Source organism: Nitrospira sp. MA-1, from assembly GCA_032139905.1.
Taxonomy (GTDB): domain Bacteria; phylum Nitrospirota; class Nitrospiria; order Nitrospirales; family UBA8639; genus Nitrospira_E.
This window is the reverse complement of sequence record JAQJDB010000005.1, coordinates 1-13,371: the sequence shown is the minus strand read 5'-3', so window position 1 is coordinate 13,371 and position 13,371 is coordinate 1. Positions and strand designations below refer to the sequence as shown.

Sequence of the window (13,371 nt, the reverse complement as noted above, 5' to 3'; positions counted from 1 at the left end):
GTAAGGGAACGGTCAGGCCGGCTCCTCGTTCATCAGTTTCGCCAAGTGATCAATTTCCGCGGCAACCGCCCGGTCCGCTAACTGCTCGATTTCCCCAACCAACAGATGAGCGCTACGTCCGAACCCGAAGTATCGGGTAGTTTGGAGAATATACGGTTCCCCGAGATTGGCGCAGGTTAACAGTTTCTTTTGATAGGGAAAGACATAATGAAATTCTCTCATCAACCGCTCCTCAATCTCCGTTTGCGTCAAATTTCCGGCAAAATTCCGGTAGTTCTGATTCAGGACCAAACGCTGACGCTCGACCGGACATCCAAGCCCCTCCAAAATTGGAAGCAGTTTGGCCGTGCCAATGACATTGGGCGCCGTTCCCTGCATCACGACATAGGTAAAGGTGGACAGATCCAACACCGTCATCACGACACTATCCAACATGGGAAACGTATCAACCACCACGTACGTGAACGTTCGCCGCGCTAAGTTCAAAATACGATACATGGATTCCTCATCCACCTCAGACGCTTCGGCCGCATTCCCCGGCGCGGCCAGAAGCGACAACCCGCACGGATGAGACACGGTCAATTCGCGAAGCAACGTCTCATCAAGACGTCCTTTTTCACGAACGGCGTCCACAATGGTCGTTCGGGGATTCAGATCAAGCATCACTGCGGCAACGCCCAACTGCAAAGACGCATCCACCAGCAACACCTGGCCGGGATGGCGACTGGCCAGCAAACACGCCATATTGACTGAAATCGTCGATTTCCCCACTCCGCCTTTGTTGCTGACAAACGAGACGATATGGCCGAGCGGGGACAGGCTGGATTTGGTCTTTCCCTGCACAAAAACCCGGTCGAAGACCTGTCGAATTTCGGTGCTGGAGAGCGGGTGCCGGAGGAAATCCTGAATACGCGCCCGGACGCCTTCAAGAATAAATGCGCTTTCCGATTGATCAGATTCAAAAAGATCGGGCTTGTACAAGCCGGCGATAGCGGTTCCCGGCAACATCTGAGACACATCAATCGTAAACTCCTTCAAGCCGCGAAGATTTCCATTCATCTCGACACAAATCAATTGAGGCCGGCGGTTCCTGGCCAGCTCTTCCGCATGACGGAATGACTCGGCATAGACCGTGACGCATCGGTAACTGCCCACACCCTGAAGCGCGGAATCAAATTCCGCGCGGAGTCCAGGGGATTTCCCTACCACGAGGATATGGAGATTCGTTTCCATTGCACGTTTACTCCTTAACGAACCAGCGCCGGAGCCAGCAGGGCTCCCTCTTTCTGAATGTCACGATTAACATGAAGCAACAATGCCAATTCGGGTTCCGGCAGAAGGGGAAACGCAGGCAGGAGAGAGACGGTGGCATTTTCTACAGCCACTTGACCCGGTCGCCTGATAATCTGTACCGAACCGGGCGAGGTGCCGGTCATTTCAACCCGTGCAAATCCCACCACCCGTTCCGTCCCCAAAAAATCTTCGTAGAGAGGTGCATATCCGTCGATCGTCACCTGTCCCCCTTCAGGAAATCGAGCAAGAACAGGTTCGCCAATGCTCGTAACCGGAAGGAGAAACCGGCCTATTGCCGTGGACCCGACCGCCACGACCCCTGAAGAATCCACGGTGCCCGAACTGGGAACATCCATCACCAGAGAATCCCGCCAGCCTGCACGGGCAAGCGCAAACGGGGCAACACCCAGACGGGGAGGCTCGGACAAGATATCCGGCAGACCCACTCCTCGAACAGGGCGGGCATCGGCAATGGCTGTCGCCCGCACGGTTATGCCCGTAAAACGAATTCCAGGCGAATCGATTTGGGCCTGGAGAGGCGAGCCAAGTCCTAACACCAGCGGCAGGGTCGGGCCGGCCGAACTCACTCCCGGCACATTATCGACGCTGGCCTGACCTTGAAAGGGTTCCGGTTTTATGGAGCGCCGCAATCGCACGAGAAAGGCATCGGCCGTCGGACTGGCGTTCACTTCAGCCGGGACGAAATCGATCCGGGTATAATTTGCACATTCCCGGCGCGGGGCTTCCACCGAACAACCGGGATCGGGAATCCCAAACGTCCCGCTGACCATATCGCCATGTCGGGCATTGGCTTCATCATTCCATTGCAACACCGGTTTGTAGACGGGGGCCGGCGGGACGTCTAATTTCTGCATCGCATTGAGGTCGGTTTGTCCTCCAGTCAGGAACATATCAGGCCCCGCACCAAACTGCAGGAGATCGTCGGTCAGATCAAAGTCATCATCATACGTCCATGCGGCCAGCTGGCTCACCGCCACCCGGCGGTTGAGATCACTGGCAACCGGATCCTCTGGGGCCACATCACGCAGACGCAAGCCTTCCCCCGCCGCAGCATCTGCAACATTTTGCATTTGCACTCTGGTGAGATTGACATACCCCCAATCGATCACTAAGGAGCCAATACCCAGCATTCCCCAAACCAGCAAGACGAACAGCACCAACATAGCCTGACATTCCCAAAGTGTACCGTGTCGCGTTCAAGCATGAACGTACATCGTGTATAACATCGCACTATTTCTCCCGATCCGACGCAACAGGCACGGTAATTAACTCCCGTTCTCCCGATCCGTTCAAGGTTTCCACAAACGTGAGCGAAGATTCCGTATTTCCATTTTTTGAAATCCCGCCAGAAGACTTCCCTAAAGCCAACGTATTCCAAAAGGGGCTCCAGGGTTGGGATTCCGGTGTCTCGCTGTCCCCGGGATCGTCCGGATGTCCTGAACGAGGAATGGTCGTAATCTCGGCCTTCACGGCTACGGCTTCGGTCAATGAAGCCACTTCTTCCGGGTCCACCGCGATGACGATTTCTTGAACAGGCTTCTTTTTGACCACAAGACCCTGGGTCAGCGTATTCATCGAGAGAGGAATTTCCCGGGTCGTCAACGGTTGAACCAGCACACCGTTTTGCACCAGCACCCGCACGGTGGCTTGTTTGGCCCAATTATGTAAATTCGCCTGGAGCGCTAATTGTTGACCATAGACTCCTCCCATGGTCAATGAGTTTTCCTTCCCCTCCGCGTCGATCGGCAAAGTCGCGATCAGGTCGAAGCGATCTCCGGGATTCAGGCCATATAACCCGCTGACCTGACCGGCTTCGACCCGGACCGCCCGCTTCCCTGGGGGAATCCCCCCGACTAACCCAGGACGGGAACCACGCGGCAGAAAATCGACTTCCGTGAAAACATATCCGGCAGGCTTCTCTCGCCCAAGGACACGACCGAGAATGTCCGTTAAATTGGTTTTCATTGCCTCGGTCACCTGTTCCGGGGGAAGCAGCACGACAGCCGGCTGCCCTTTTCCGGCATTCCACACATGTTGACGGCTCAATTGGGTGAACGCCGGAATCGTTTGCGCGCTGACCGGAACGGCAACCAGCCCCTCCGTGGAAGGCCCGCAATTCACTCCGAACCAGCAAGGGTTCACCAGGCCGGACACCCACAATCCCCCTAGAATCACGACAAGCATGCCCGCCAAAAAAAACGGGGACGACACGAATCTGACCCACGACGATCGAGGATGAAACCCGGCAGTTTTCATAAGAACACCTCCCGCCTGGAAATGGCTTGAGCGGAAAGAAGCTTCCTGTAGGGCCTGAGCGTTTCACCGCCAAAAGCCAATTGTCCTCCAAGGCCAAAACGTCCGCCGTACACGCCTACTTCAGGCAAGTCACCAATCCCAAATGGCGTCCCCCGTGGCGGAGCATTTATGGAATCGTCTACGCTTTCATCGTCCGCTTGAATGCGATTGTCCAGGTTCGGTTCAAACGGGCCTCCCGGACCTTGCTGAAAACCGCTCAACATCGCCGCTTGAAACGGATAATTGATGCGAACCGCCACCAGACCCCGTTGAGGAGGCGGATTCTCGGGGTCAAGTGGCACCAGACTGAAAGAGCCGTTCGTGATTTCTTCAAGAACCGGAACCCATCGAATGGCTTCCACGCCATTCGCCCCGCGGGATTCCACCCGTGGAATTCCCACTCCCAGACCACTCGGGGCCGAAGGATCATTCAAAAGCGCACCGGGAAACCTCAGCAATCGTCGGCCGGAACCTTGAATGTCAGCCTGTTCGAAAATCATGAGCGGTCTCAACATTTTATTGACCATGGGCAACTGATCCAGAAACGCTTGAAACGCCACATCGTCATCGCCAAACGTGTCGAGATCGATGACCAGCAAGGCCGGATCGAATACCTGAGCCAGGACCGTTGGATCCTCCAACGCTTGCTCAAAGGTCATGGCGGCGGGAAGGGGGACCAATGCCAATTCGCGGGCGGCCACACGGGCAGCATCCTGGAGCACTTGAGCGGCAAATACCATTCTTCCGATGTCCACAACCAACGCAACCAGCACATAGAACACCAACGACAGAAAGGCAAATTCAATGAGTACCCCGCCACGTTGTGATGCCACCGGACCGAAGGATGGATGAGCCTTTGTCATCAAGGCTTTTACACTCCACTTCACAAGCCTTTCTCCTCAGGTGCCGGCCATGACTTGAATTCCCAAGCCGGTCGATAGTCGGTGAGAGTGGGAAAAGCCCAGAGGCCCACCTCGGGAATCGGCTCCCTCATAATGACAGGATGAATGACAATAACCAGTTCAACCTCTTCGTCGTTTTGCGTAAACCGTCGAAACAACCAACCCAACCCCGGGATGTCACGAACTCCAGGAATAAAGTCCTGCTGATCTGATTTGTCACGCGAGAGGAGGCCTCCAATCAGGATGGCCTGGCCATCCTGCATGCGTGCACTCGTCTGCATGGACCGGTTTTTGAATGCTGTCGTGGGTTGATTGGTTCCCGTGGCCTCTTCAATGCCCGCCGTCAAGGTCAAATCAGGTGTCACCACTTGCGGAACCGCATCGATCGTGAGATCCCCGTCTTCCCCCACCAGCGCGCGAACACGGAGGGAGATCCCGAATTCACGAAACGTGACAAACTGAAAAACCCCTGCCGCACCAGTGATATCTCCACCGCCGAAAAACGGGGAAAATGCCTGCTCGATCGGGACTTCTCCTCCAACCAGAAAGGCGGCAATTTCTCCAGACAGCACGGTGAGCGAAGGAGAAGCCAGGCTTCGCGCCAAATCCAGACTCTCCAAATAGGTGAAGACTGATCGAATGGCAAACTCGCCGCTTCGAATAAACGTGTCGGCTACAAGCGTACCGGTCAGAAAGCCCAAAATGTTTCGGGCCCCGGACTCGGGGGCTGACCCGAAATTGTCAAAGGTCCCGACAAAATCCGAGCCATAGGATCGCAGTTTTGTCCGATTGACTTCATAGAGTTTGATGTTGACCCGAATTTGCGGAAGATCCCTCACATGAAGAAAAGAAATAATGCGCCCATTGGCCGCTTCGATCACTTTGGCCCGGCCCAGATTCGATTGCACCAGGTTACTGACGCGCCCCGACCTACCTGCCCCTCCAAACAGCTGGCCAATTCCACCGCCGCCCCCACCAATCATCATTCGCCCTTGCTGCCCTTGCTGCCCCCCTTGCTGTTGTCCCAATCGACCGGCCAACGCCCCCGCTTCATCACCCACCACGCGAATACTATGTCGCGTGGCGCCGTGGCCGGTCAGCATTCGGGAACCCACCTCCAGCACACGCAAGAGGGCCACTTGATTTTTCACCGACCCCTCCAGGACAAAGACATCCTGCTCATCATCACGCACAATACCTCGTTTGACTCGCCGCACCGTCACCTGCTCACCCCCAAGATTCCGAATTGCCTCTTGCATGCGCTCCTCGGGAGTAGCCGGCAACGTATCCAATTGAATCAGATTGATAATGGTGCCGCCGACCGGGATGGCCTCCGCGACTTCAATGTGGGCGGAGGAATCGCTTGATGGGGATTCTCCATCAGCCTCATCATCGGAAGAAGAGCTGGATGATCCCGAGGATTGACTCGACCTTCCGGGCTGAGATTGATTTGCCCGCTGCCCGTCGGAACTTTTCACAAAGGGCCCTTGACCTGCCTTTCTTTCTCCCGTTCTGGCATTCACATATTTCTGCGCGATTCCCTCCGCCGCCTGAGAATAGGTCACATCAGGAACCTTTCCGGTCAGGATCAAGGCGTCACGGTCCGGAGCGCTGGTCACACCGATGCTGGGATGAACGTTATGCAAAGCCGCATGCAGAACGGAAAGATCCAACTGCACATTGCATTGATAATGACGAATCGCTCCTGACTGAAGCCAGACAATGACCGAGGTGCGTCCGGGCCGCTGACCAAGAAACAAGATTTCCTTATTGTTAATCAACTGAGCCGAAACGATGGACGTATCGCCCACCGCAACCCGCTGCACCGGATCATCAATCAACACACGTCGGTGTTGGGCCACAATCACGGGCAAAGGGGTAGGAGACTCCGGGGATTTTTTAAGAACTATTGTCCTTGGGGATAGCTTCGAAGAGGGCGTTTGGGCTATTGCGGTGGGAAGAAGAAGCAGAAAAATCACGCTCACCAGGAGGCTCATGCGCCGGATATTCTGATAGCCCAGAGTGACAGGCTTTGGCAATCTAGCTGGATTATCTTTCATTTTATTCGTTATACCCTCGTTCATCTACACACCGGTTCTATCTTGCTCCAGGCCCAATCCGCTCTTCCCCCACATGTCCTGCAAGGGCTTGTATGGTCCGACTGTAAAGGTCTTATAGGAGATTGCTTCGCTCGCCCACGAGGTGATTCTTCTGGACTGTCAGAGTCATCCAATGAACGGCTATTTTTTACCAATGGACGGCTCAAACAAAAAGCCTTCCCGGCCTGACTCGACTGGGAAGGCTTTTTACTCGCATGCATGTACAAACCCTAGGGAGCTTACTCGGATTGAGCTTCGACAACCAATGTCGAAATACTCGTAGTGGTCCCAAAGCTATTTCCTAGCCGTTCGGTGCCGGCGTTGGCAACAATGCCGCCAATATCCAAGGCAATGGCATCGCCACCGGGTCCACCATCTACACTGGTTTCAATGATTTTTCCTGCGACAATCGGGGCATTATCGTCAGCATGTGCCCCGGGCAACACCGCAGCGACCGCGGCCATCATATCCGAGGTTTTGTGGCCGAATACCGCCACGGCGGCCGCTCCGATTAAGGCAATTCCCGCGACGAGAAGGCTATATTCCACCAACGCCGCGCCCGCTTGACTACGTAACTTTTTAAACATACGAAAACCCTCCTTTTAATTGATATTGACGCCTTAAGGACCCTGGAGGGTCAAAGAAGACAAATCCTCCTTCAAGCGTCCGGGCACTCGCCTGAGACTTACGATTTCCGGAAACCTGTCACTGAACGGACTACACGGCTTTCCATAAACTTTCATTTCGAATACCAGTCAATTTATAAAGGCGGGATGCGCGTAATCCACAGTCTTTTTTTATGAACGGTCATATAATTTCATGAGCGGTTGATTGGCCTGAATGACTGGATTACGGCAGAGGGGAAGGGGAAAACCGGCAAGGGATTGATCCGCAAGACAGGTATCTTACAACCTCAAGATTTGGTGCCGTAAAAATCGTGACTGACTGCGGCTGACTCTGAGTTGTTGGGTATTGGTCAAGGTGACGACATACGACCCACCCGGCATAGTAGCCACCCGGCATATCGACTCCACATTGACCAAAGTCCCGCGACCCAAACGCACGAATCGCCTGGGATCCAGTCTGGCCTCAAGCGCCTTGAGCCGGTGGCTGATAGTATGACGTTCCTTTCGAAGCGTGGTGATATGCATCAACTCTCCATCCGAGACGATAGAGGCGATCTGATTGACCGGCAGGAAAATGATCTCTTCCTTCTTTTTGATCGGGAGACGGTCCATGTAATCCGAATCCTCCGGAGGGCTCCCCTCCTGGCCGCGCGGTCGAGCTTCCAATTCATTCGCCATGACATCTTCCCGTTCCAAACGCTCCTTTGCCCGTTTGATGGTTTTTCGCAGTCGCAAGCGATCGACCGGTTTCAACAAGTAGTCGATGGCCTCGATATCGAACGCCTCGATGGCATATTCATTGTGGGCCGTGACAAACGCAATCAACGGAATATGCCCTTTTTTGATGGCCTTGACCAAGGAGAGGCCATCCAATCCAGGCATTTGAAGATCCAGCAATGCCAGATCGGGTTGTTCCCGTTGAATCAGGCTGATCGCGTCCTCACCGTTCTCCGCTTCACCCACAATGTCGACATCATCCAGGGTCTTCAGGGTTGTCGCCAGAAATGACCGTGCCGGCCGCTCATCATCAACAACAATGACCCGGATTTTTCCGCTCATTCTTTCGCTCCCTGGACGGAATGAAGACATTCGGATTCTTCTGCCAGGAGATCGCTCGAACGAACAAGAGGAATACGGATGTGGACAATCGTGCCAAGCTTCGGGTTTCGATGCATGGATAGCGTGGCATGATCGCCATAATGTAATTGCAAACGTTTCCTGATATTGGCCAACCCGATCCCAGCTCCCCAGGCAGCCTCCTGCCCCTTCCCTGACAGACCATGTCCCGTATCCTGCACCGTAATTACGAGCTCAGGAGTTATCCATGCTCCGTGATCATGTTCGTTTTTCCGCTGTTCCACTTCGGCCTCGATTTTAATGACCCCTCCCTTGGCACACTTTTGAATACCGTGTTTCACCGCATTTTCCACCAGTGGTTGCAACACCAGAGCCGGCACCCGTAGATCCCGTAAATTTGACGGCACATTGACTTGATAGGCCAACCGCCGTTCGAAACGTGCCTGTTCAATCATGAGATAAGCCTGGACCAAATCCACTTCCTGGCCCAAGGTGGAAAAATCCCCCTCAAGATGCTTCAACACGCCTCTCAGCAACTCCGTCAGCCGCATGAGCGTGTCCAGCGCCCGCGCCGGTGCCGTTTGAATAAGATAGCCAATGGTGGTTAAGGCATTAAATAAAAAGTGAGGATTCAATTGGGTGCGCAGAGCCCGGAGTTCCGCCTCAATGGTCAGTTTTCTCATTTCCTGCTCTCGAATGGCGACGGCACAGCGCTCGTGGGCCGAACGCACCGCATCGATCCTTCTGGCAATGATATGGGCCACGGCTTCCAACAGGACCAGATCGTCCGAAAGCAATCGCCTTCGATGGAAAAACCCCTGGATCACCAGAACGTATTGAGGCAATTCCATCGTTGGAATAACCACGAGGAACTCTTCTCCGCAAGGCGTGGCCAAAGAAGACCCTCTGCTCCCTTTTCTGACCAGGCTTCCAACGGAGACCGCTCCACTGGCCAGAGATTCTTCCTCCCGATCCCCGTCAAAGGAGCCGACCTGGCCCGGCCATTCAGACCCGGCCTCGCCGTCCAGTCTCCAAGGCCTCCAGGTAATCTGTCTGGCCAACAGAGCTGGCTGGAGTAACGCGCCGACATGGGACAAAATCCGTTCGGGCTCTTCCTCCTGATTAACCTCGATCGCCACCTCCTGCCTGAGCTGATCGTAGTCCGGACGCCGCAACACCACGACATCCACCAGCCAGATCACCGCTTTTCGCAAATGGGGATAGGCCAACGCAGTGATGATCCAAAGTGCCAAAAAAACACCAAGCCGGGATAGGTTGGCCATTTCATTGTCCGGGTCGAGCCGTAACACCGGAATCCCAACGGTGATCAACGCACCAAGCGTCACCAGGGCCAACACCAAAAACGATAACGCCCGCTTCAAGAAAAGGTCTCCCAGAGCAAAGCGGTAGTCCTGATAGAGAATGGCCAGGGCCAACAGGAGGTTGGCGTGATGACCGACAACCTCCATGCCCCAGGAATATTCCCCGGTCTCATGCTGACTAAAGGGAAGAACAGCAATGGCCAATCCGGAAAGAACGACGATTCCTCCCATATAATCCCATCCCTCCGTCCGGACCCTGACAGCCAGGAGCCAGATCAGAAACACGAGATAGCCCCAGACCATGACCTGGAGCGCTGTTCCGGACATGCTCCCCGCCTCCCCGATCAGAGCAGCATGGAGGTGCATCAGAGATGCCCACCCGCTTAACACAAAACCGGATGCAGAAATTACTCGACGAACCCAGGCAGACAGACCCATGGGCTGCGAATCAACCATAGCCAGAACAACGACAGCGGGAAGAAACCCCAATGCGGAGACCGCCAACGCATATAACACCGGAAGCGGTGCGGTCAGGTGTAGATTCGGAAGCAGAAAGGCCAGCAGGGCTCCAACATTCCACAGCAAGCCTAAAATTGCCGTCCAACATGCAAGCCATCTGGGTGATTGGGCAGAGGGTTCGCTCTGACCCTTTTGGGTCGATTCCTGCAAGGCTTGGAAAACCAGCCACAACAACATGGCATACAAAATCATGCCGATGGCGTACCCGCTGACATGCGCGATAAACGAGACAGAGAAATCGGACACTTCAGTCAACATGGCATCGTTCCATGACAACCATTTCCTTTCCTTCCCAAAATTGGTGCCTCATCATAGAGCCGATAGATTATTTCCACGAAGCTAACCTGACGAGTGGTCGGTTTTAATCAATCAGCGGTCATTTAATACCAGGATTGATGGTCAGGGTTTCCGGATCATCCTCTGTGTCCCCTCTCAAGCTAAGCTCCCATTTGGCCGAACATATCCATATAGCCTCAGCCCTCAACTCTACAGATCAACCCTAAGGACACACACGACAATGACTGTCTTTCTGGCATTGCTGCTCATCTTTTCTATCGTGAAGCCGGCCCTTGCCTGTGGAATGGTCGGCATCATCTTTATTCACACCAGCCTCCACTTACGCCGGCTCCGGCACCTGTCATCCTCTTATCTGGATCGTCAACTATCTGCCTAATAGCCTAAATCTCGCGAGGCGGGATGAAGACGCAAGCTAGAGCAGAGACGCCCGAGATCCCGATATCGACAGAACGAAGATCCGCGTCTGTCCAAGATTCCTGAAGGAACTCAGGGGTAGTTTCAGCTTTTCGAAATACGGGTTGAGAAATTCTGGAAATTACGATTGGGGAGGAGCTCGAGGTGAACAGGAGGAAATAACCGGCTGGTTATTGAAACATGAGGGTGCTTGGACCACTACATCGCCGGATCGAGACAAACAAAGCCATGAAGAATTCACATCGAACGACAGGGAACCTGTCGTCTGAATATGTACCCAATCACAGAGATCGAAATCCGAGTGGGCATGGCCGCCGAGGTCTGCCCCGGCCAGGACATGCTGGACGCCCAATGCAGAAGAAAGAGGCAGGATAACCAGGATGACGGCAAGAAGAAATCCAATAATTTGGTGTTGTGTTTTCATGCAAAATTCAATAATAGAACAATAGAAGCACTTTAACCAAGGCACATGGAGTATTTCAATTCATCGGCGCCTGTATCTAGAGGCGGATCCGACCCTCTCCACCTGATGCGTGGTACTGCTTGGCAGATAGTAAAAACAGCCGCGGCTTTGGGGAATATGCTCAAGGAATCCGACGCAGTTCTTTTTCGAGCGTATGGTATAACCAGCTGTATGTGGCAGGGTCTTTGCGAAGGGCTTATTCCCCGCTGGATTTACCATAATGCTCCGCATGGTTCTTAATCCTCTCGTTCTCTGGTTGCCGGCACCCTGACCCAAAAGGACACAATTCCCGCATAGAAACCGTGCCCTGTGTTTATACTCCTGTTAAGGGCACCCTATGCAACGGCAGAGCCGCCGGTTCCAAAATCCAGCCCATGCGATAACACTTGCCCCCGTAATATCCAAAGCGATCTCTCCGAGACTTTGGTGATCCATCCACACACGCGAGATCAACAACAACCCCACACCGATTCCGGATACGCAAGCAGGCCGCTTGTCACGATGAACGGAATAGGTGGTCAACAATCCGAATCCTGCCAGAAGCCCGATCGTTCCAAGGAACAGCCATTCTGTACGTTCACCAAACATCATTTCCAGAATCCCATTCCATTCCCCGGACGAATGCGCAAGAATGAAGGGCAAACTTAACAGCACTATCGGCGTGAGGGCACAATGGATGGCGCAAACCAAAGAGGCCAAAGACCCGATCTTTGAAAGATGAAGACCAAGGGATTTCATGGCTTCATTGACAGTCGGGGCACAAGCCGTTGAATTCTAAAGACTGGTCATTCACCAGGAAACTGGTCTTACTTTTAATAAGGGATTTGAGTCGTTTCAACGAGGGAAGACAAAGCGATTCAATTCTTCCGCATTCCTGACAACGCACATGGTAGGAGAGAGCACGCCCATCCCGCCATTCGTAGCGGAATTGCCCCTCCTGGGCAAACGCCAATTGCGCCACCAATCCCAACCGGGACAGGACCGCTAAAATCCGGTATACCGTGACCCGATCGATAGATACATCATCTCCCTGCAATCGCCTAAACACCTCCAAGGCACTCAAAGGATGGTCGGCTCTTTGTAGCACCTGCAGGACCGCCTGCCTCGGGCGGGTAAACCGGTAACCCGCTGTCCGTAAGGCTTCCTTATACGTTTTGGGTAGCCGGCTCACTTGCATCGCACTCAATTGACGGCTTTCCTCCCATCGATTCATAAAAACGGAAGCCTAATGAAAAAAATTTTCATCTGCATGAAAATAAAAATGGATGGTCATTTACGGCCGACCATCTGCCAATCCACCTCACTTTCCAACGACATGAACCGGCGATACATGCCAGAGCCGGATCAAGTCCGTCACAGAGGACCCGATATCATGTAAAGATGGGGAGAGCCACGCTAAATCATGTTTTCATCCTGTGCTCAGGCAAACCATTCCCTAATGTGAAACCCGTCCTGCCGTGATCATGAGGTAAACCTTACGCGTTTCTCACACAGGAACAATTGATGAACACACTCGAAGACAAACTTGCGCGCGCGGGAATGACCGCCTCATTCCTTTGTGCCATCGAATGCTCATTGACGCCTTTCGCAGTCTTAGTTCTTCCTCTTGTCGTCGGATCACAGCCTGAAATTTCATCCCGCTTCCTTCCGGAGACCTCGCATATATTCGACTGGATTCTTATGGGAATCGTGGGTTGCCTGGCCCTGGGAAGCCAAATACTCACCATCCCTCTCCATCGAAAACCGGCCCCGCTCATCCTGTCCGGAATAGGATTTCTCCTAATGATATATGGTCGCGTTGGGTGGGAAGATGGTCAGGCTGGCGAATCCCTGTTCATGATCAGCGGCGCAGTTGTGTTGATTGGAGCGGGGTGGCTTAATCGACGATTGCATCACCAAGGCTGCAGACTTCATACACATACCTGTTCGACGGCGGACAAGCCTGCGTCACACCGGCCTCTTTCTGTGCTCCACACCCATACGTCAAACTGGTCTTCCCCCGAATTTACGGACACATCTAAAAAGCCTCATACTAGGCAAGGA

At 53.7% G+C, this 13,371-nt stretch carries 13 protein-coding genes; 2 read left to right on the top strand and 11 right to left on the bottom strand.

The annotated features are described in order from the left end of the window. Positions 1–12: 12 nt before the first annotated feature. From PJI16_04635 to PJI16_04600, 8 genes are all read right to left on the bottom strand, one after another. Positions 13–1,233: an AAA family ATPase gene (locus tag PJI16_04635; GenBank protein ID MDT3776847.1), complete on the bottom strand. Its 1,221-nt coding sequence runs from the start codon at positions 1,231–1,233 to the stop codon at positions 13–15. A gap of 14 nt (positions 1,234–1,247) precedes the next feature. Continuing rightward, entirely contained in the window at positions 1,248–2,477 is a 1,230-nt protein-coding gene (locus tag PJI16_04630) for a Tad domain-containing protein (GenBank protein MDT3776846.1), read from the bottom strand. 67 nt (positions 2,478–2,544) lie between these two features. Next, a complete protein-coding gene (locus PJI16_04625; protein ID MDT3776845.1) occupies positions 2,545–3,570 on the bottom strand; it encodes a hypothetical protein in 1,026 nt (341 codons plus the stop codon). Continuing rightward, positions 3,567–4,496: a pilus assembly protein gene (locus PJI16_04620; protein ID MDT3776844.1), complete on the bottom strand. Its 930-nt coding sequence runs from the start codon at positions 4,494–4,496 to the stop codon at positions 3,567–3,569. The genes PJI16_04625 and PJI16_04620 overlap by 4 nt, the downstream gene beginning before the upstream one ends. Beyond that, complete coding sequence (locus tag PJI16_04615) at positions 4,493–6,571, bottom strand: pilus assembly protein N-terminal domain-containing protein (protein MDT3776843.1); 2,079 nt, start codon at positions 6,569–6,571, stop codon at positions 4,493–4,495. Before PJI16_04615 ends, PJI16_04620 begins: the two co-directional genes overlap by 4 nt. 278 nt (positions 6,572–6,849) lie before the next feature. Next, positions 6,850–7,197 (bottom strand): hypothetical protein, encoded by a 348-nt coding sequence (locus tag PJI16_04610; protein ID MDT3776842.1) that lies wholly within the window; start codon positions 7,195–7,197, stop codon positions 6,850–6,852. A gap of 318 nt (positions 7,198–7,515) precedes the next feature. After that, entirely contained in the window at positions 7,516–8,295 is a 780-nt protein-coding gene (locus PJI16_04605; GenBank protein ID MDT3776841.1) for a LytTR family DNA-binding domain-containing protein, read from the bottom strand. Further along, a complete protein-coding gene (locus PJI16_04600) occupies positions 8,292–10,412 on the bottom strand; it encodes a histidine kinase (protein MDT3776840.1) in 2,121 nt (706 codons plus the stop codon). The genes PJI16_04605 and PJI16_04600 overlap by 4 nt, the downstream gene beginning before the upstream one ends. Positions 10,413–10,671: 259 nt before the next feature. Here PJI16_04600 and PJI16_04595 point away from each other — a divergent pair, with 259 nt between their 5' ends. Further along, positions 10,672–10,827, top strand: a complete 156-nt coding sequence (locus PJI16_04595) for a hypothetical protein (protein ID MDT3776839.1) — start codon at positions 10,672–10,674, stop codon at positions 10,825–10,827. Between the two features lie 159 nt (positions 10,828–10,986). On the opposite strand, the gene PJI16_04590 is transcribed toward PJI16_04595, so the two are convergent. From PJI16_04590 to PJI16_04580, 3 genes are all read right to left on the bottom strand, one after another. Further along, positions 10,987–11,289, bottom strand: a complete 303-nt coding sequence (locus tag PJI16_04590; protein ID MDT3776838.1) for a hypothetical protein — start codon at positions 11,287–11,289, stop codon at positions 10,987–10,989. A gap of 363 nt (positions 11,290–11,652) precedes the next feature. Beyond that, on the bottom strand, positions 11,653–12,066 hold the full coding sequence (locus PJI16_04585) for a MerC domain-containing protein (GenBank protein ID MDT3776837.1): 414 nt from the start codon (positions 12,064–12,066) through the stop codon (positions 11,653–11,655). 4 nt (positions 12,067–12,070) lie between these two features. Then, on the bottom strand, positions 12,071–12,541 hold the full coding sequence (locus PJI16_04580) for a Fur family transcriptional regulator (GenBank protein MDT3776836.1): 471 nt from the start codon (positions 12,539–12,541) through the stop codon (positions 12,071–12,073). A 290-nt stretch (positions 12,542–12,831) separates the two neighbouring features. Between PJI16_04580 and PJI16_04575 the strand changes: the two genes are divergently transcribed. Beyond that, positions 12,832–13,371: MerC domain-containing protein (locus tag PJI16_04575; protein ID MDT3776835.1), on the top strand; the 540-nt coding region annotated here is incomplete at its 3' end.